The sequence below is a fragment of the Paracoccus binzhouensis genome, from assembly GCF_016446475.1.
GTDB classification, from domain to species: domain Bacteria; phylum Pseudomonadota; class Alphaproteobacteria; order Rhodobacterales; family Rhodobacteraceae; genus Paracoccus; species Paracoccus binzhouensis.
In genome coordinates this window covers 1-19,775 of the sequence record NZ_JAEHFP010000086.1, presented here as the reverse complement: position 1 = coordinate 19,775, position 19,775 = coordinate 1, and the positions used below count along the sequence as shown (strand labels likewise).

16 protein-coding genes and 1 tRNA gene are annotated in these 19,775 nt (G+C 67.1%); 7 read left to right on the top strand and 10 right to left on the bottom strand.

Annotation, left to right across the window (positions count from 1 at the left end; translation table 11 throughout):
- The 7 genes from I9P22_RS17385 to I9P22_RS17355 all read right to left on the bottom strand — a co-directional run.
- A partial coding sequence (locus tag I9P22_RS17385; protein ID WP_199260756.1) for an Rne/Rng family ribonuclease occupies positions 1 to 2,270 on the bottom strand: 2,270 nt, incomplete at its 3' end.
- A gap of 452 nt (positions 2,271 to 2,722) precedes the next feature.
- On the bottom strand, positions 2,723 to 4,048 hold the full coding sequence (locus I9P22_RS17380; protein WP_199260755.1) for a sigma-54-dependent transcriptional regulator: 1,326 nt from the start codon (positions 4,046 to 4,048) through the stop codon (positions 2,723 to 2,725).
- 19 nt (positions 4,049 to 4,067) lie between these two features.
- Positions 4,068 to 5,861, bottom strand: coding sequence for a sensor histidine kinase (locus I9P22_RS17375; protein WP_199260754.1), 1,794 nt, complete (start codon positions 5,859 to 5,861; stop codon positions 4,068 to 4,070).
- 66 nt (positions 5,862 to 5,927) lie between these two features.
- On the bottom strand, positions 5,928 to 6,596 hold the full coding sequence (gene purQ / locus I9P22_RS17370) for a phosphoribosylformylglycinamidine synthase subunit PurQ (protein WP_199260753.1): 669 nt from the start codon (positions 6,594 to 6,596) through the stop codon (positions 5,928 to 5,930).
- A gap of 212 nt (positions 6,597 to 6,808) precedes the next feature.
- A complete protein-coding gene (locus I9P22_RS17365; protein WP_199260752.1) occupies positions 6,809 to 8,023 on the bottom strand; it encodes an NADP-dependent isocitrate dehydrogenase in 1,215 nt (404 codons plus the stop codon).
- Between the two features lie 106 nt (positions 8,024 to 8,129).
- Positions 8,130 to 9,254 carry an HD domain-containing protein gene (locus I9P22_RS17360; protein ID WP_199260751.1) on the bottom strand — a complete coding sequence of 375 codons (1,125 nt, stop codon included), beginning with the start codon at positions 9,252 to 9,254 and terminating at the stop codon, positions 8,130 to 8,132.
- Between the two features lie 447 nt (positions 9,255 to 9,701).
- Positions 9,702 to 10,361, bottom strand: a complete 660-nt coding sequence (locus I9P22_RS17355; RefSeq protein WP_036749011.1) for an alpha/beta hydrolase — start codon at positions 10,359 to 10,361, stop codon at positions 9,702 to 9,704.
- 166 nt (positions 10,362 to 10,527) lie between these two features.
- On the opposite strand from I9P22_RS17355, the gene iscR reads away from it, so the two are divergent.
- The 7 genes from iscR (at position 10,528) to I9P22_RS17320 (ending at position 17,578) form a co-directional block, all read left to right on the top strand.
- Positions 10,528 to 10,986, top strand: a complete 459-nt coding sequence (gene iscR / locus I9P22_RS17350; protein WP_199260750.1) for a Fe-S cluster assembly transcriptional regulator IscR — start codon at positions 10,528 to 10,530, stop codon at positions 10,984 to 10,986.
- Between the two features lie 3 nt (positions 10,987 to 10,989).
- On the top strand, positions 10,990 to 12,012 hold the full coding sequence (locus I9P22_RS17345) for a Gfo/Idh/MocA family protein (RefSeq protein ID WP_199260749.1): 1,023 nt from the start codon (positions 10,990 to 10,992) through the stop codon (positions 12,010 to 12,012).
- 104 nt (positions 12,013 to 12,116) lie between these two features.
- Positions 12,117 to 13,223 (top strand): carboxynorspermidine decarboxylase, encoded by a 1,107-nt coding sequence (locus tag I9P22_RS17340; protein WP_199260748.1) that lies wholly within the window; start codon positions 12,117 to 12,119, stop codon positions 13,221 to 13,223.
- 47 nt (positions 13,224 to 13,270) lie between these two features.
- Entirely contained in the window at positions 13,271 to 14,494 is a 1,224-nt protein-coding gene (locus I9P22_RS17335) for a saccharopine dehydrogenase family protein (RefSeq protein ID WP_199260747.1), read from the top strand.
- Positions 14,495 to 14,592: 98 nt separating this feature from the next.
- Positions 14,593 to 15,942, top strand: a complete 1,350-nt coding sequence (locus I9P22_RS17330) for an AI-2E family transporter (protein ID WP_199260746.1) — start codon at positions 14,593 to 14,595, stop codon at positions 15,940 to 15,942.
- Positions 15,943 to 16,021: 79 nt separating this feature from the next.
- Positions 16,022 to 17,035, top strand: coding sequence for a GlxA family transcriptional regulator (locus I9P22_RS17325; RefSeq protein ID WP_199260745.1), 1,014 nt, complete (start codon positions 16,022 to 16,024; stop codon positions 17,033 to 17,035).
- A gap of 90 nt (positions 17,036 to 17,125) precedes the next feature.
- On the top strand, positions 17,126 to 17,578 hold the full coding sequence (locus I9P22_RS17320; protein WP_199260744.1) for a hypothetical protein: 453 nt from the start codon (positions 17,126 to 17,128) through the stop codon (positions 17,576 to 17,578).
- A 58-nt stretch (positions 17,579 to 17,636) separates the two neighbouring features.
- Here I9P22_RS17320 and I9P22_RS17315 read toward each other — a convergent pair.
- The 3 genes from I9P22_RS17315 to tatC form a co-directional block, all read right to left on the bottom strand.
- Positions 17,637 to 17,713, bottom strand: a tRNA-Met gene (locus tag I9P22_RS17315).
- 166 nt (positions 17,714 to 17,879) lie between these two features.
- Positions 17,880 to 18,722, bottom strand: coding sequence for an ATP-binding protein (locus tag I9P22_RS17310; RefSeq protein ID WP_199260743.1), 843 nt, complete (start codon positions 18,720 to 18,722; stop codon positions 17,880 to 17,882).
- Complete coding sequence (tatC, locus tag I9P22_RS17305) at positions 18,715 to 19,590, bottom strand: twin-arginine translocase subunit TatC (protein WP_199260742.1); 876 nt, start codon at positions 19,588 to 19,590, stop codon at positions 18,715 to 18,717. Before tatC ends, I9P22_RS17310 begins: the two co-directional genes overlap by 8 nt.
- Positions 19,591 to 19,775 lie beyond the last annotated feature (185 nt).

Sequence of the window (19,775 nt, the reverse complement as noted above, 5' to 3'; positions counted from 1 at the left end):
GCCGGCTGCTCGGCGGCGGCCGGCTCCTCCTCGGCCTTGCGGCGGCGGGTGCGTGTGCGGCGGCGCGGCGCGGCGGGTTCCTCGGCGACCGGAGGCTCGGCGGCGGATTCCTCGGCGACCGGCGCGGCCGCATCAGCCACCGGGGCTTCGGCAGCCTCGTCCGCGAACAGATCACCGTCCGCCCCCTCGGCGGCATGGCCCTCGCCATCGCCGTTCTTGCCGCCGCGACGGCGACGACGACGGCGGCGGCGCTTGCCGGCATCGCCCTCGCCATTCTCGGCCCGGCCGTCCTCGGTCCGGCCGTCCTCGGCGCGATCCTCGGCGGCGGCTTCCTCGACCTCGTCCTCCTCGGCCGGCTCCTCATCGTCGATCTGCGCCATCAGCCGCGCATCGACCGAGACCACCGGCGAGGTCACCTCGGGCACGTTGCGGGTGGCGGTCTTGAACTTCTCGATGGCGTAATCGGGCGAGATCAGCGCCGGATCGGCCTCGACCCGCACCGACATGCCGTAGCGCGCCTCGATATTGGCGATATGCTCGCGCTTGGCGTTCATCAGGAAGTTGGCGACGGCGACCGGCGCCTTGACCAGCACCTCGCGCGAGCGCTTGCGGGTGCCCTCTTCCTCGATGGCGCGCAGGATGGTCAGCGCCAGGCTGTCGTCGCTGCGGATCAGCCCGGTGCCATGGCAATGCGGGCAGGGCTGCGTGGTCGATTCCAGCATCCCCGGCCGCAGGCGCTGGCGCGACATCTCCATCAGGCCGAAGCCCGAGATGCGGCCGACCTGGATGCGTGCCCGGTCGGTCTTGAGCTTGTCCTTGAAGCGCTTCTCGACGGCGGCGTTGTTCTTGCGCTCCTCCATGTCGATGAAGTCGATCACGATCAGGCCGGCGAGGTCGCGCAGGCGCAGCTGGCGCGCGATCTCCTCGGCGGCCTCCAGGTTGGTCTTCAGCGCCGTGTCCTCGATCGAGCCTTCCTTGGTGGCCCGGCCCGAGTTCACGTCGATGGCGACCAGCGCCTCGGTCACGCCGATGACGATGTAGCCGCCGGATTTCAGCTGCACGACCGGGTTGAACATGCCGCCCAGGTAGCTTTCCACCTGGTAGCGCGCGAAGAGCGGCATCTGGTCGGTGTAGTGCTTCACGTTCTTGGCGTGGGACGGCATGATCATCTTCATGAAGTCCTTGGCCGTCCGGTAGCCCCGGTCGCCCTCGACCAGGACCTCGTCGATTTCCTTGCTGTAGATGTCGCGGATGGTGCGCTTGATCAGGTCGCCTTCCTCATAGACCGGCGCCGGGGCGATGGACTTGAAGGTCAGCTCGCGGATCTGCTCCCACAGCCGCATCAGGTATTCGTAATCGCGGCGGATCTCGGCGCGGGTGCGCTGGCTGCCGGCGGTGCGGATGATCAGCCCGGCGCCTTCCGGCACCTCCAGTTCGCTGGCGATCTCCTTCAGCTTCTTGCGGTCGGCTGCGTTGGTGATCTTGCGCGAGATGCCGCCGCCGCGCGCCGTGTTCGGCATCAGCACGCAATAGCGGCCGGCCAGCGACAGATAGGTGGTCAGCGCGGCGCCCTTGTTGCCGCGCTCCTCCTTGACGACCTGGACCAGCATGATCTGCCGGACCTTGATCACCTCCTGGATCTTGTAGCGGCGGGCGCGCGGCTTGCGGGGCGGCGAGATCTCCTCGGCCACGTCCTCCTCGGCGACGGATTCGATGCCGTCATCCTCGGCGGCGTCCTCGCCATGCGCATCATCGCCATGCGCTTCGGCGGCCTGATCCTCGGCGGGCCGGGCCGGTTCGGCCTCGGCAGAGGCGGGCTCCAGAGGCACGGCTTCGCCCTCCGACAGGTCCAGCACGGTCATGCCCGCAATCTCGTCCGAGACCACGACGGCATCGCCGTTGTCGGCTGCGGCAGCCTTCGGCGCCTTGCGGCGGCGCGGGTTGCGCTTGGGTTTCTCGCTCTCGTCGCTTTCCGCTGCGGCGGCCTGGCGCTCTTCCTCGATCAGAGCCTGGCGGTCGGCGGCGGGGATCTGGTAGTAATCGGGATGGATCTCGGCAAAGGCCAGGAAGCCGTGGCGGTTGCCGCCGTAATCCACGAAGGCGGCCTGCAGCGAAGGCTCGACCCGCGTTACCTTGGCCAGGTAGATATTGCCGGCAAGCTGGCGCTTGTTGACCGTCTCGAAATCAAATTCTTCGACCTTCGTTCCATCGACCACGACCACCCGAGTTTCCTCGGCATGGGTGGCGTCGATCAGCATTTTCTTTGACATGTTTCCGTCTTTCGGGCAGCCGCACCGGCCCGCGCAGAGGCGGGATCGGGGTTTGGCTGCCGCATGAGGGGACAGCGAGCATCGTGCCGCCAGCAGCAATCGCGGCGGCCGGGGAAAGCCCCTGCCACCGTTGCCGATCAAGCTGCATTGCGCGATCCATCGCGTCTGTTTACCTTTCTTGGCCCGTCCCGCACCAGGGCGGTCCGGACGGCGATCTACGGTCGCCCAGAGGCCCCAAGGGGCGTGGGCAGGATTTTCCGCGCGTCGCACCACCGGCACTTGTCGGGTGTCGCGGCTGGCCACGCGCTGCGAAACTGTCGAGGAGGGACAACCAAAAGTTGCGGCGCCCGCCTTGCAAGGGGCAAGATAGCGGGGAAGCAGGCGCCGTTACAATCTGTTTTTGGACTCGCAGCCGCGATTCGCCGCATTCGGCACCCCCCGGCCCGTCGTGATCACAGATAATCGCCGCGGCTCAGCCCGTATTTCGCCATCTTCTCGTTCAGCGTCCGGCGCGGCAGGCACAGCTCGTCCATGACCGCGGCGATGCTGCCCTTGTGGCGGCGCATGGTGTTGTCGATCAGCATTTTCTCGAAGCTCTCGACATATTCCTTGAGCGGCTTGCCCTCGGTCGTCGTCGCCTCCTGCGTATCCTCGCCATCCGCCATCAGAAGCGAGGCGATCGAGCCCGAGCCGCGGCGGTTCTGCAGCACCGCGCGCTCGGCGACGTTGATCAGCTGGCGCACATTGCCCGGCCAGGGCGCCTGCAGCAGCTGGGCGGCTTCCTGCGCGGTCACCTGCGGCGGCTCGCAGCCGTATTCCTCGGCGAACTGCTCGGTCATGCGGGTGAACAGCGACAGGATATCCTCGCCGCGCGAGCGCAACGGCGGCAGGGTGATCTTCAGCGCCGTCAGGCGATAGAACAAGTCGGGACGCAGCGAATCCTCGGCCTTGCGCCCCTCGCCGCGGGCATTGGAAATGGCGATGATCCGGGTTTCGGCAGGGCTGCCCTGGTCGGCGATGAAGGCCAGCAGCCGGGCCTGCAGCGGATCGGAGAGCGCCTCGATATCCTCGAGGCAGAGCGTGCCGCCGCGGGCCTCCTCGACGGCGGGCAGGCCGTTCTCGACCGGGCCGAACAGTTTCGCGGCCAGCACCTCGTCGTTATAGGCGGCACAGGAGATCGGCACGAATTTCTTGCTGGCGCGCGGCCCCACGGCATGCAGCGCATGCGCCACCAGGGTCTTGCCGGTGCCGGTCTCGCCGTCGATCAGCACATGGCCGTCGGCCTGGCCCAGGTCCAGGATGTCCTCGCGCAGCCGGTCCATGACCGGGCTGGCGCCGATCAGCTTGGACATGACCTGCTGGCCCTCGGACAGGTCGCGGCGCAGGGCGCGGTTGTCCAGGGTCATGCGCCGGGCCTGGCTGGCCTTCTTGACCAGCTCGGTCAGGCGCTCGGGATTGAAGGGCTTTTCCATGAAGTCCATGGCGCCGATGCGCATGGCCTCGACCGCCATCGGCACGTCGCCATGGCCGGTGATCATGATGACCGGCAGTCCCGAATCGATGCCCATCAGCCGCTTGAGAAAGGCCATCCCGTCCATGCCCGGCATGCGGATGTCGGAAATGACCACCCCGGGCCAGTCGGCACCGATGACCTTCAACGCCTCGTCGGCGCTGGCGAAGGCCTGGGTGTCGAAACCGGACAGCGCCAGCCATTGGCTGATCGATTCGCGCATGTCGGGTTCGTCATCCACCACTGCGATCTTCAAAGTGCGGCTCATGGGCCTCTACCTCTTCTCGTTATTCCGCCGCCAGCCGCGTCCCCGCCTTCTGGCCGGGATCGTGCAACGGCAGCTCAAGTTCGAATACGGCGCCCCGGCCGCCCTCGTCCGACGCATTATGCGCGGTCAGGCGGCCCCCGAAATCGGCCGCGATCCCCGAGGAAATCGCCAGGCCCAGTCCGGTCCCCTCTCCGGGCTTCTTGGTGGTGAAGAAAGGTTCAAACAGATTTTCCAGGTCCGATACACCCGGGCCGTTGTCACGCACGGACAAGAATGCGTGAGAGCCCGAACTGACGGTGATCTCGATGGCCGGATCGCGCAGGCCGCGCGTGGCGTCCACGGCATTGCGCAGCAAGTTGATGATGATCTGCTCCAGCCGGATGCGATCGCAATAGACCATCACCGGATAGCGCGGGATATTGCGCTGCAAACGGATGGTGCGCGAGCGCAGCTGCGGCTCCATCATCATCAGCGCGCTGGACAGCGCGGCGCGCAGGTCCACCGGCTCGAAGGCCTCGCCGCCCTTCCTGGCATAGGATTTCAGCTGCCGGGTGATGGCGCCCATGCGCTCGACCAGGTCGTCGATGCGCTGGAAGCTCGACAGCGCCTCCTCGGCCCGGCCACGCTGCAGCAGCAGCCGGGCGCCGGCCAGATAGGTCTTCATCGCCGCCAGCGGCTGGTTCAGCTCGTGGCTGACGCCCGCCGACATCTCGCCCAACGCGGCCAGCTTCGAGGATTGCTGCACGGTCTGCTCGGCGACGCGCAGCTCCTTCTGCATGCGCTCGCGCTCGGCGATCTCGCGGGTCAGGCGGGCGTTGAGCGCCCGCAGGTCCGCCGATTCGCGCATCCAGGCCGCCGATTCGACCCGCGCCCGCCGCGACAGCAGGTAGAACACCGCCGCCAGCAGGATGGCGAAGCCCATGATTACCAGCGCCAGCACCGCATTCACCCGCTCGCGCACCGAATCATAGGTGGTGAAGGCGATCATCTTCCAGCCGCGGAAGGGGATGCGGGTCTCGGACTGCATGACCGCACGGCCCTGCACATAGGCATCGGCCGGGGTCGAGGTCCAGTCGGCCGTCACCTGGAAGGCACGGGCGATGGCCGAGGGCGCGGAACGCACCGCCAGCGCCTCGGGCAAGGTCAGGCCGCGCCAGCGCGGCTCGGTCGACAGGATGATCTGGCCCGAGCTGTCGGTCACGGCGATGGCGTCATAGATCCCAGCCCAGGACCGCACCAACCGCGTCAGGTCGGCGCCCACCACCACCACGCCCAGCGTGCGCCCGTCCGCGACCACGGTGCGGGAATAGGTGAACTCATAGGCCCCCTGCGGCGAGGGCGAGACGGTGAATACCGTGTCCTTCGACCGCAAGGCCTCGACGAAGAACGGCTCCTGCACGTAATTGGTGCCGATCAGGTTGCGGTCGGTCGAGCCGACCACCCGGCCCGAGGCGTCCAGCAGCTTGATCGAGGCGGCGGCGATCTCCTTCTGCGCCGAGATCAGCCGCGCCGATGTGCCCGAGAATTCGTTGCCGATCAGCGCCGAGATCAGCGCCGGGTCGCGGGCCAGCAATTGCGGCACCACCGAGGTGCGCTGCAATTCCGACAGCAGGTTGCCGGTATAAAGCGCCGAGCGCAGTTCGGTCCGCACCCGGGTGGTTTCGGAAAAGCGCGCCGTCAGCCAGGCATTGGTAAACCAGACCGTGCCCGCAGCCACGACCAGCAACGCGACGATCGCGCCGCGCAGGCCCCAACGGCTGGTCGGCCCAGCCCTGCCCTCCGGGAACCCGGCAGAGTCCTCTTCTTCTCGCATGCGCCTCCGGCATCGCCCCGTCCAGGGGGTCGACGAAGTCTAATCCGCGAAGGGTCGCCGCTCAAGTCAGGCCGCGACAAGCTCCTGAACCAGCGAGGCGAACAGCCGCGCCCCATCGGTGCCGCCATGCGCCGGATCGGCGGCGCGCTCGGGATGCGGCATCATGCCCAGCACCCGCCGGTTCTCGGACAGCACCCCGGCAATGTCCTCGACCGAACCGTTGATGCCCGGCGCATAGGTGAAGGCGATGCGGTCCTGGTCCTTCAGCGCCGCCAGCCCCTCGGCGTCGATCTGGTAATTGCCGTCGTGATGCGCCACCGGCACCCGGATCTCCTCGCCCGCCGCATAGGCCGCGGTGAAGGGGCTGGCCGCGGTCGCAACCTTCAGCACTACCTCGCGGCACAGGAAGCGCAGCCCGGCATTGCGCATCAGCGCGCCGGGCAGCAGGTTCAGCTCGGTCAGCACCTGGAAACCGTTGCAGATGCCCAGAACATAGCCGCCACGCGCCGCATGGGCCCTGATCGCGCCGGCGATGGGCGAATGCGCGGCGATGGCGCCGCAGCGCAGGTAGTCGCCAAAGGAAAACCCCCCCGGCACCGCGACCAGGTCGGTGCCCGCCGGCAGCGCCTCGTCCTTGTGCCAGACGCGCGACACCTCGGCCCCCGCCTGCTGCAGGGCGACGGCCAGGTCGCGGTCGCAATTCGATCCGGGAAAGGTGATGACGGCAGCTTTCATGGCGGGCCTCCGGGATAATGCCTCGCGCCCCCATACTGCAAGCCGGCGCGACTGTTAAGCGGCTTTGCACCGCCGCCGGGCTTCTTCGTTCCCCAAATACCCAGACCCCCGGCACCAGGCCCGGCCTTCACCGTTTCCCGAATACCCGCCAAATACCCGGATGACGAAAGGGCCGAGGTTTCCCCCGGCCCTTCGCACCCCTGCCTGGCAGATCAGCCCGCCAGCGCCTTGTTCAGGTATTCGTCGACCTTTTCCAGATAGCCCATGGTGGTCAGCCATTTCTGGTCCGGCCCGACCAGCAGCGCCAGGTCCTTGGTCATGTAGCCGTCCTCGACCGCCTGCACGGTGACCTTCTCCAGCGTCTCGGCGAAATTCTTCAGCGCCGCATTGCCATCCAGCTTGGCGCGGTGCTTGAGGCCGCCGGTCCAGGCAAAGATCGAGGCGATCGAGTTGGTCGAGGTCTGGTTGCCCTTCTGATGCTCGCGGTAATGGCGCGTCACCGTGCCATGCGCGGCTTCGGACTCGACGATCTTCCCGTCCGGCGTCATCAGCACCGAGGTCATCAGGCCCAGCGAGCCGAAGCCCTGCGCGACCGTATCCGACTGCACGTCGCCGTCGTAGTTCTTGCAGGCCCAGACATAGCCGCCCGACCATTTCATCGCCGAGGCGACCATGTCGTCGATCAGGCGATGCTCGTAATGGATGCCCTTCTTCTTGAACTCGGCCTCGAACTCCTCCTCGTAGACCTTCTGGAACAGGTCCTTGAAGCGGCCGTCATAGGCTTTCAGGATGGTGTTCTTGGTCGAGAGATAGACCGGATAGCCACGGTTCAGCCCGTAGTTCATCGAGGCGCGGGCGAAGTCGATGATCGACTGGTCGAGGTTGTACATCGCCATGGCAACGCCGGCGCCCGGGGCCTGATAGACCTCGTGCTCGATGGTCTCGCCGTCCTCGCCGACGAACTTGATCGTCAGCTTGCCCTTGCCCGGGAAGCGGAAATCGGTGGCCTTGTACTGATCGCCGAAGGCGTGGCGGCCGACGACGATGGGCTGGGTCCAGCCGGGGACCAGGCGCGGCACGTTCTTGCAGATGATCGGCTCGCGGAAGATCACCCCGCCCAGGATGTTGCGGATGGTGCCGTTGGGCGATTTCCACATCTTCTTCAGGCCGAATTCCTCGACGCGGGCCTCGTCGGGGGTGATGGTGGCGCATTTCACGCCGACGCCGTATTGCTTGATCGCCTCGGCCGCGTCCACGGTGATCTGGTCCGAGGTGCGGTCGCGCTCCTCGATGCCCAGGTCGTAATATTTCAGGTCGATGTCCAGATAGGGAAGGATCAGCTTCTGCTTGATGAAGTCCCAGATGATCCGGGTCATCTCGTCGCCGTCGAGTTCGACGACGGGGTTCTCTACCTTGATCTTCGACATGGGTGGTCCCTTCGGTTAGGATTCGGCTCGGCCGGGCTATAGCCGCATTCCGCACGAAAGGAAAGGCCGGTATGCGATTGCATACCGATTGCGGCCGAGCCGGCCTTCAATCCCGGAAATACACCCGCGCGCTTTCGCTGAGCCAGGTCCACAGCGCCGGCGCGCCGCGCTCGATGCGGACCCCGACGCGCTCGACCAGCTGCTCGTAGGTCACGCGGTATTCGACCCAGGTGCCGCCGCCCGAGGCGATGTTCTGCATCACCGGCTGCGCCCGGTCCAGCGACTTGGCGAAGACCGCATCGGGGGTCTCGTTCGCCTCGAACTCGGCCCAAAGGGCGTGCAATTCGGCCCCCTGCGCCGCCGGCAGCAGGCCGAAGATCCGCTCGGCAGCCGCCTGTTCGGCGGCCAGCTGCGCCGCGCCGTGATGCGCCGCGCCGCCCTGCGCATGGATCGGCACGTCGCCGGTGTCGATCTCGACCAGATCGTGGATCAGCAGCATGCGGATCACCCGGCCGATATCCACCCCCGGCCCGGCATGCGGCGCCATGACCAGCGCGTAAAGCGCCAGGTGCCAGCTGTGCTCGGCGCTGTTCTCGCGCCGCGAACGGTCGCAGAGCAGGCTGGCGCGCAGCACCGATTTCAGCCGGTCGGCCTCGGCCAGGAAGGCCAGGCGCCGCGCCAGTTCCCCCTGCGGCGCGCGGCCATCCAGCAGGGCCTGCGCGGCCTCCATCGCCTCGGGCCATTCCGCCCAGAGCCGCCGGGCGCGGCCCGATGTCATGTTGTCGCGGACGATCCCGACATGTTCCGGCAAGGGCTCTGGCGCGCAAAGCACCTGGAACAGCGGCTGGACATGGTCCATGCGCCTGGCCATGCGGGCGTCCGGGCTCTCGCCGGCCTCGAACTCGTGCCACAAGGCCAGCAGGGCCTCGCCGCCGGGCAGCATGCCGAACAGCCGGCGCGCCGCGGCGTCCTCGGCCGCCTGCACGGCGGCCATGTCATGGGCCAGGTGGATCGGGTGGTCGCCGCAGTCGATCTCGACCAGGTCGTGCAGCAGCAGCATGGCGATGACCCGGTCCGAGGCACCGAAAACCAGCGCGTAAAGCGCGACATGCCAGCTGTGCTCGGCGCTGTTTTCCGGCCGCGACAGGTCCATCAGCACATTCGCGCGCTCGACCGACTTCAGCCGGTCGGCCTCGGTCAGGAAGGCGAAACGCCGGGTCAGGTCGGACATCGGGGCCTCCAGTCGAAAGCGAGCCGGCTGAAAAGGACGGTCAGGACGAAGACGGGTAAAGCGAACACCGCTCCGGTCAGCAGCCAAAAGCCGGCATCGCTGCCCTTGCGGTCACAATCGTGCCATTCGCCCGGGAAGCAGAGTGGCCCCAGAACAGCCGCAACCCAAAGCAGGGTCATAACGACGAACCCCGGGCGCGGCATCCCCGGGATCGCGCGGCACCCAGACCGAAATGCCAGAGAAAGGGCGTAAGCCCCAATGCCGCATAGAACGCAGAACCCCTCAGATCGTAACGCAGCAGCCAATCCCGGAGGGGTTGTGCAGTCCCGCCAAGCGCCATGTCGAAACAGGTCGCATGCGCACGTTCTGTAATCACCACAAGCAGCACCGCGAGAATCGAGAAAAACAGACCGGCGCCGGCCCAGATCAACCGACGCCGGCCAACCGTCACCGCGTGTTCTCGGTCAGGCGGCGCCGGACATAGGCCTGCACCGTGTCGATCATCGGCTTCATATGCGCCTCGTCGTCGCGGAAGAAGTGGTCGGCGCCCTCGATCTCCTCATGGGTGATGGTGATGCCCTTCTGCTCGCGCAGCTTGCCGACCAGCGCATGGGTGTCCTTGGGCGGCGCCACCCGGTCGGCGGTGCCGTTGATGATCAGCCCCGAGGACGGGCACGGCGCCAGGAACGAGAAATCATACATGTTCGCCGGCGGCGCGACCGAGATGAAGCCGGTGATCTCGGGCCGCCGCATCAGAAGCTGCATGCCGATCCAGGCGCCGAAGGAAAAGCCCGCCACCCAGCAATGCTTGCTGTTGGGGTTCATCGCCTGCAGGTAGTCCAGCGCCGAGGCGGCGTCCGAAAGCTCGCCGATGCCCTGGTCGAATTCGCCCTGGCTGCGGCCGACGCCGCGGAAATTGAACCGCATGACGGTGAAGCCCATGCGGTGGAAGGCATAGTGCAAATTGTAAACGACCCGGTTGTTCATCGTGCCGCCATATTGCGGATGCGGGTGCAGGATAATGGCGATGGGGGCGTCGGGGGCGGCTTGCGCGTGATAGCGCCCCTCGAGACGACCTTCGGGACCGGGGAAAATCAGTTCGGGCATGGGCTTCCTTTGAAACTCGGGTTCCTTGACCCTGTGACGGCGCGGCTCTAGATCGTCAATCTGGGAAGCGCGCCCGACATAGGCAAGACGCATTCAAGGACGGCGCCGGGGGAATTAGCCCCTGGCTCGCGCGTCGTCAATGGTTTGCGGCTGGAGGAGAGGCAAGATGAAACTGTCCACCAAGGGACGTTACGCGATGGTCGCCCTGGTCGATCTGGCCATCGCCAAGGGCGACGACCTGACTTCGCTGGCCGAGATTTCCAGACGCCAGGACATCTCGCTGCCCTATCTGGAACAGCTCTTCGTGCGGCTGCGCCGCGCCGGGCTGGTCGATTCCGTGCGCGGCCCGGGCGGCGGCTACCGGCTGGCCAAGGCCCCCGAGACCATCCGCGTCGCCGACGTGCTGGAGGCGGTGGACGAAACCGTCAGCGCGCTGCATGTCGGCGCCGGCGCCTCGGGGGGGGTCTCGGGCTCGCGCGCGCAGACGCTGTCGAACCGGCTGTGGGAGAGCCTGTCGGCGCATGTCTACGTCTTCCTGCACAACCACACCCTGGCGGACGTGGCGCGCAACCAGCTGCTGCCCTGCCCGGCCCTGCCCAAGATCCTGTCGATCGTGGACGACTAGGCCATGCGGGTGCTGGTCGCCGGCCTGGGCAACATGGGGCGCAGCCACGCGCTGGCCTGGCTGAAGCAGCCGGGGGCCGAGCTCATCGGCCTGGTCAACCGCAGCCCGGTCGATCTGCCGCCCGAACTGGCGGCGATCCCGCAAAGCCAGGACTTCCACGAGGCGCTGCAGCGCCTGCGCCCAGACGTGGCGGTCATCGCCACCTATTCCGACAGCCATGCCGACTATGCGGTCGCCGCCATGCGGGCCGGGGCGCATGTCTTCGTCGAAAAGCCGCTCGCCACCACGGTCGAGGATGCGCGCCGCGTGGTCGAGACCGCCGCCGAGACCGGCCGCAAGCTGGTCGTCGGCTACATCCTGCGCCATCATCCCAGCTGGCAGCGCCTGATCGCCGAGGCCCGCGCCCTGGGCGGCCCCTATGTGTTCCGGCTGAACCTGAACCAGCAAAGCTCCGGCCCGACATGGGAGGTGCACAAGGCGCTGATGCGCAGCACGCCGCCCATCGTCGATTGCGGCGTGCATTACGTCGATGTCATGTGCCAGATCACCGACGCCGCCCCGGTCGAGGTGCGCGGCATGGGCCTGCGCCTCTCGGACGAGATCGCGGCAGGGATGTACAATTACGGGCATTTCCAGGTGCTTTTCGAGGACGGCTCGCTGGGCTGGTACGAGGCCGGCTGGGGGCCGATGATGTCGGACACCGCCTTCTTCGTGAAGGACGTGGTCAGCCCGCGCGGCGCCGTCAGCATCCGCATGGCCGAGGATGCGCGCTCGGACGACATCGACACCCATACCCAGACCTCGCGCCTGCGCCTGCACCGCGTCGGAGAGCCCGACCGGGATCTCTCGATGGCCGGAGAGCCGGGCCACCAGCAGCTTTGCGACGCCGAGGCCGCCTTCATGGTCCGCGCCATCGCCGAGAACATGGACCTGACCCGCCACATGCGGGACGCGGTCTCCTCGCTCGCCGTGTGCCTGGCGGCCGACGAATCGGTCCGGACGGGCCAGCCGGTGCGATTGCGCTGATCGCGTCATGCACCTGTCACCATTCCTTGCGAAACGCGGCGCATGGCCCTAAATGAGCCTTTCCTTTTGACCTCGCACGGTTTCGCGACCGGGAGACCCGCGCCATGTCCGATCTTCAGACGCCCTATTACCTGATCGACCTCGCCAAGCTGCGGACGAACATGGAGCGGATCCGCTATCTGCGCGAGCGTTCGGGCGCCAAATGCCTGCTGGCGCTGAAATGCTTCGCCACCTGGTCGGCCTTCGACTTCATGCGCGAGTTCATGGACGGCACCACCTCGTCCAGCCTGTTCGAGCTGCGGCTGGGGCATGAGGAATTCGGCAAGGAGACCCATGCCTATTCCGTCGCCTGGGCCGATCACGAGATCGACGAGGCGCTGGGTTACGCCGACAAGATCATCTTCAACAGCCTGGGCCAGCTCGACCGCTATGGCGCGCGGGCCAAGGAGCGCGGCATTGCCATGGGGCTGCGGCTGAATCCGCGCTTTTCCACCTCGGGCTTCGACCTGGCCGACCCGGCCCGGCCGTTCTCGCGGCTGGGCGAATGGGATCTGAACCGGCTGGAGGCGGCACTGGACCGCATCTCGGGCGTGATGATCCATTACAATTGCGAGAATGCCGATTTCGAGCTGTTCGACGCGCAGCTCAACCGGATCGAGGCGGAATTCGGCGGCTTCCTGGAAAAGCTCGACTGGGTCAGCCTGGGCGGCGGCATCCACTTCACCGGCGAGGGCTATCCGCTTGACCGCCTTGCCGACCGGCTGAAGGCATTCTCGGCAAAGTTCGGCGTGCAGGTCTTCCTGGAACCGGGCGAGGCCAGCATCACCCGCTCGACTTCGCTGGAGGTCACGGTGCTGGACACCATCCACCACGGCAAGGACGTGGCCATCGTGGACAGCAGCATCGAGGCGCATATGCTCGACCTGCTGATCTATCGCGAGACGGCGAAGCTGCCGCAGGAGGGCGAGCATCCCTGGCAGATCGCCGGCAAGACCTGCCTGGCCGGCGACATCTTCGGCGAGGGCTGCTTTCCGCAGCCGCTGCAGGTCGGCGACCGCATCAGCATCGCCGATGCCGGCGGCTATACCATGGTGAAGAAGAACTGGTTCAACGGCGTTCCCATGCCCGCCATCGCCATCAAGGCCGAGGACGGAACGATCCGCGAGGTTCGCCGGTTCACCTACGACGACTACAAAGCCAGCCTGTCCTGACCAGGCGCAAGCCATCCCCTTTCCCTAGCCCCGAAAAGGAGACTGAATTGGCCAAGAACGTGCTCATCATCGGCGCCGGCGGCGTCGCCCAGGTGGTCGCGCATAAGGTGGCGCAGAACGCCAAGGAATTCGGAACGCTGCATATCGCCAGCCGAACCGTGTCCAAGGCCGAGAAGATCATCGCGAGCATTCGTGAGAAAGGCCATTCGGTCGCATTCGCCGCGCATTCCCTGGATGCCATGGACAGCAAGGCGGTGGCCGATCTGATCCGCAAGATCGACGCCGGAATCGTCATCAACGTGGGCTCGGCCTTCGTCAACATGACCGTGCTGCAGGGCTGCATCGAGACCGGCGCCGCCTATATCGACACCGCCATCCACGAAGACCCGGCCAAGGTCTGCGAGACGCCGCCCTGGTATGCCAATTACGAATGGAAGCGCCGCGATGAGTGCGAGAAGGCCGGCGTCACCGCCATCCTGGGGGCGGGCTTCGATCCCGGCGTGGTCAACGCCTATGCCCGGCTGGCCGAGGACGAGTATTTCGACAAGATCGACTCGATCGACATCGTCGACATCAATGCCGGCAGCCACGGCCGCTATTTCGCCACCAATTTCGACCCCGAGATCAATTTCCGCGAATTCACCGGCACGGTCTATTCCTGGCAGGGCGGCGAATGGCGCCAGAACAAGATGTTCGAGGTCGGCCGCGAATGGGACCTGCCCGTCGTCGGCAAGCGCACCGCCTATCTGTCCGGCCATGACGAGGTGCACAGCCTTTCCGCCCGCTACAAGGACGCCGACGTGCGTTTCTGGATGGGCTTCGGCGAGCATTACATCAATGTCTTCACCGTGCTGAAGAATCTCGGCCTGCTTTCCGAGCAGCCCGTGACGACCGCCGAGGGGCTGGAGGTGGTGCCGCTCAAGGTGGTCAAGGCGGTCCTGCCCGACCCGGCCAGCCTCGCCCCTGATTACGAGGGCAAGACCTGCATCGGCGATCTGGTCAAGGGCACGCTGGACGGCAAGCCGGGCGAGGTCTTCATCTACAACGTCGCCGACCACAAGGAAGCCTATGAGGAGGTCGGCAGCCAGGGCATCAGCTACACGGCCGGCGTGCCCCCGGTCGCCGCGGCGATCCTGGTCGCGCGCGGCACCTGGGACGTGAAGAAGATGGCCAATGTCGAGGATCTGCCCGCCCGGCCGTTCCTGGAACTGCTGGGCACGCTGGGCCTGCCCACCCGCGTCATCGACGCCTCGGGCGATCATCCGCTGTAGGCGTCGGCCCCGTTACCCTGAATCAGCCCCGCGCCGAGGAACCCCGGCGCGGGGCTTGCGTTTTGCGCCTGCGCGGCACGGGGAAGCATGGAGGGGTCATGGCACCGCCCGAGGACAGCAACCACATGTTCCCCATCTCCGCCCCGGCCGAGAAGCGGTCGCTGCCGCGGGTGGCGAACTGGGCGGTGATCGGTATCTTCCTGCTTCTGCTGTTCAGCTTCTTCGCCCAGGCCCGCGACTTCCTGATGCCGGTGACGCTGGCCTTCCTGCTGTTCTTCGTCTTCGTTCCCTTCCGGCGGCTGATGGAACGGCTGGGCATCGGCGCTGCGGTCACCGCCGCCATCGTCTCGCTGGGGCTGGTGGTCTCGGTGGTGGTGATCGGCTTCGTGATCTCGGGCCCGGTGAACCGGCTGATCGAGAACGCGCCGCAGATCACCGAGCGGCTGGAGCAGCGCTTCGCCGAATTGCGCAGCAATTTCCGCGGCATCGAGCGTGCGGCCGAGAAGATCGACGAGATTGCCGGCGGCAGCCCCGAACCCGAGCCCTCCGCCCCGCCCGGCATCACCTCCCCCGACGCGACACCCGCCACAACACCCGACGCGACGCTGACCGGCAGGCTGACCGCCATCCCCGCCCCCGGTACGCCGCAGCCGCCCGACCAGCAGATCGAGGTCGAGGTGAACGCCACGCCGCAGACCTCGACGCTGGCCAGCGTGCTGAACCTCGGCCCGGCCTTCGTCGGCCAGATCATCTTCACCCTGTTCCTGCTGTTCTTCCTGCTGTCCTCGGGCGACCTGCTCTATCTGAAGATCGTGCAGAGCTTCGATTCGATGCGCGAAAAGCGCACCGCCTATCTGGCGCTGCGCGAGATCGAGGACAGCCTGGGCACCTATCTGGGCGCCATCACCCTGATCAACGCCTGCCTTGCCGTCGCCATCGGCCTGGCGATGTGGGCCTGGGGCATGCCCAGCCCGCTGCTGTTCGGGCTGGCGGCCTTCCTGCTGAACTACATCCCCTATCTGGGCTCGGTCGCCGGCATCATCATCGCGACCCTGGTCGGGATCTTCATCCATGACGACCTGTTCACGCCGCTGATGATCGGACTGACCTATCTGGGCCTGACCGCGCTGGAAGGCCAACTCATCACCCCTTATTTCGTCTCGCGCCGCTTGCAGCTCAACACGGTGGTGGTGTTCCTGACGGTGGCGCTCTGGGCCTGGCTCTGGTCGGTGATCGGCATGATCGTGGCGGTGCCGCTGCTGGTGGTCATGCGCGTTCTGGCCGACCACATCCCCGGCCTGCAGAAATTCGGCAACTTCCTGGCCGGCGAGGATCCGCCGGCGCTGGAGGACGAGGACGAGGCGCGCGAGCTGGTCGAGGCCGGCGACGCGGCCGGGGATGCCGCGCAGGCTTCGACCGCGACCATGGTGCTGCCCACCAGGGAGTGATCGCCCGCCCCCACGCAGCCACTGGATAAATGCCGAAAACATGGCATGATCGCGACGCCATCCGTGGACGAATCGCGACATGCCCGAATACGACGCCTCATCCGACCCGACCCAGCCGCGGCTGCGGATCGGCTTCCTGCTGACCCCGCGTTTCACGCTGTCGGCCTTTGCCACATTCGTGGACGTGCTGCGCCTGGCCGCCGATGACGGCGACGGCTCGCGGCCGATCCGCTGCCGCTGGCGGGTGCTTTCCCCCGACATGGCGCCGGTGCAGTCCTCCTGCGGCATGCGCATCGAGCCCGAGGAGCGGCTGGGCGACCCGGCGCGCTTCGACTACATCATCACCGTCGGCGGGCTGATCGACGGCGGCCCCGGCCTGTCGCCGGACCAAGCCGCCTTCCTGCGCCGGGCGGCGGCGGCGCGGGTGGCGCTGGGGGGGCTTTGCACCGGGGTCTTCGCCCTGGCCCGCATCGGGCTGATGGACGGCTATCGTTGCTGCGTCAGCTGGTTTCACCACCAGGATTTCCTGGCCGAGTTCGAGAAGATGCGCCCGGTCTCGGACCAGATCTTCGTCGTGGACCGCGATCGGCTTTCCTGCTCGGGCGGGGTCAGCGCCGCGCATCTGGCGGCCTTCCTGATCGACCGCCACCTGGGCCGGTCGGCGGCGCGCAAGGCGCTGTCGATCCTGATGATCGACGAGCCGATGGAGGGCGACCGCCCACAGCCCGGCCTGCCGCTGGAGCTGAATGCCCGCGACCCGCTGGTGCGCCGCGCCCTGCTGGCGATGCAGCAGAACCTGCATGCGCCCCTGCCCATCGCCCGCATCGCCCGCGACCTGGGCGTCGGCCGGCGCAAGCTGGAGCGGCATTTCAACGCCGACCTGGGGATTCCGCCCGCCGATGCCTCGATCCGCATCCGGCTGGCACAGGCGCGGATGCTGCTGGCGCGCACCGACCGCACCGTCACCCGCATTGCCGAGGAGACCGGCTTCTGCGACGCCTCGCACCTGATCCGGGTCTTCCGCGAGACCGAGGGCACCACCCCCGACCTCTGGCGCCAGAGCCGCGGCCTGCTGGCCGAGGACGGGCTTTAGACCCCGCGCGCATTGCTTCCGCCCCGCCCGCAACCGCCGCCGATCCTTTGCATAATGGCGGCGCTTTCCGCATGAGCATGGGAGCAAGACATGCCGAACAAAGCCACAGTCCGGGGCGTGCTGATCGACGCCAACCTCGCCCCCATCGCCGGGGGCAAGATCGTCGCCACGCTGAACGGCGCGGGCGTGCTCGAGGATGGCGTGCGGATGGTGACGCAGAAGGTCGAGGCGACCACCGACGCGCAGGGCGCATGGTCGCGGCCGCTGATCGTCAATGCCGAGGGCGCCGCGGCCGGGACCAGCTGGACCATCGAGGGTTACGACCCCTGTATCGCCAAGGTCTTCGAGCTGAAATCGCTGTTCATCGCCACGCCGCGGCCGATCACCCTGGCCGACCTGGAAAAGACCAGCGCGCAGAGCCTGAGGGCGGCCAGAGAGAGCGATGCGGCGCGGCTGATCGTGGCGGCGAGCCATGACGAATACGAGACCCTGCCGGCAGAGCGCAAGCGCAGCAATGACATCGTGCTGATCAAGGCGGCCTGACATCCTGGCGCCCTGCCTGAAGGCGGCCGTATCACCGGCGATGTTCAAGTGGGGGGAATGGTAGCGGAGGAGGGATTTGAACCCCCGACACAAGGATTATGATTCCTCTGCTCTAACCAGCTGAGCTACTCCGCCACGGAGTGCGTGCGATTTACGGCGGGCGGCTGGGGGCGTCAAGGGCCCTCGAACAGTTTCCCGCAAGTTTTTCCGTGCCTCCCCCGCCGCATCGCGGACCCCGGAAAAACAGCGCGCCCGCCACCGGAAGACCGGGGCGGGCGCTTGCATGAAAGCCGCTTGCGGATCAGACCGCGATGCCGTTGCGCCCGGCCAGGTCGGTGAAGAACTGCCAGGCCACCCGCCCCGAACGCGAGCCCCGCGTCGCCTGCCATTCGATGGCTTCGGCGCGCAACTGCTCCTCGGCGATCCGCAGGCCATAGGCGTCGCAATAGCCGCGCACCATGGCCAGGTATTCGTCCTGCGAACAGGGGTGGAAGCCCAGCCACAGCCCGAAGCGATCCGACAGCGAGACCTTTTCCTCAACCGCCTCGCCCGGATGGATCGCGGTCGAGCGCTCGTTGTCGATCATGTCGCGCGGCATCAGGTGGCGCCGGTTCGAGGTGGCGTAAAGGATCACGTTGGACGGCCGGCCCGAGATACCGCCGTCCAGCACCGCCTTGAGCGACTTGTATTGCGTATCGTCATGGCTGAAGGACAGGTCGTCGGAAAACAGCAGGAAGCGCCGGTCCCGCGCCCGACCCAGGATCGAAAGCAGCCGGCCGACCGAGCCCAGGTCCTCGCGCGCGATCTCGACCAGCACCAGCGGCAGGCCCTGGCGCACCGCCTCGGCATGCACCGCCTTGACCAGCGAGCTCTTGCCCATGCCGCGCGAACCCCAGAGCAGCGCATTGTTCGCCGCGTGCCCACGCGCGAATTGCAGCGTATTGGCCAGCAGCGTGTCGCGGGCGCGGTCGATGCCGATCAGCTGCACCAGGTCGACGCGGTTGACCTCGGCCACCGGCTCCAGCCGGTCGGGATCGGGTTGCCAGACATAGGCGGTCGCCTCGCTGAAGCTCGGCTCGGGTGCCGGCGGCGGCGCCATGCGCTCCAGCGCCGCGGCGATGCGGGTCAGCACGGCATCAGACATCGCCCTGCTCCTCCAGTTCGCGCTTCCTCTCGATGCGGCGGACCAGGAAAATCGAGATCTCGTAAAGCCCGTAGATGACCGAGAACAGCACGATCTGGCTGATGACATCGGGCGGCGTCACCATGGCCGCCAGCACCAGGATCACCACGATGGCATAGCGGCGCACGCTGGCCAGCCCCTCGGAGGAGACGAGGCCGGCCTTGCCCATCAGCGTCAGTGCCACCGGCAGCTGGAAGGACAGGCCGAAGGCCAGGATGAACTTGGTGGTCAGCGTCAGATATTCCTCGACCGAGCCCTGGAAGACGATGCCCGCCCAGGGCTCCCTGGCGGCGGCGTCCGGCGTCACGGCGGTCCCGGCGGCAGCTGTCGCCGCGGCGGCGGGATCGTCCGGCAGCGCCAGCGGCCCCTGCTGGAAGCCCAGGAAGAAGTCGAATGCCCAGGGCAGGATGACGTAATAGGCGAAGGCCGCACCCAGCAGGAACATCACCGGCGAGGCGACCAGGAAGGGCAGCAGCGCGTTCTTTTCGCTGCGGTAAAGCCCCGGCGCCACGAAGCGCCAGAGCTGGTAGCCGACCACCGGAAAGGCCAGCACGAAGCCGCCGAAGAAGGCGATGCGCATGGCGACGAAGAAGCCCTCCTGCAGCTTCAGCAAGATCAGGCCGCAGGTCTGGCCGCGCTTTTCCAGCGCATGGCAGATCGGCTGGGTCAGGAAATCGAAGATCGGATTCCAGACGAAATAGCACAGCACCATCGCCACCACGAAGGCCAGCACCGACCAGATCAGCCGGGTGCGCAGCTCCTTCAGGTGCTCGATCAGCGGCGCGGAGGAATCGTCGATATCGTCCGGCTTGGCAGTGTTTGTCGCCACGGATCGGCCTCTTCTGTCAATCGTGTCACGCGCGGTCCGAGCGGCGCACCGCATGCAGGCGGCGGCGCCCGTCGCCGGTGTCGAGGCCCGTGTCGAGGCCCGTGTCGAGCGCCTCCCCGGCCGAAACCGGCGGGGCAGCGACGCCCGGCGCCGGCGGCAGGGCCGCAGCGGATGCGACGGGCGCG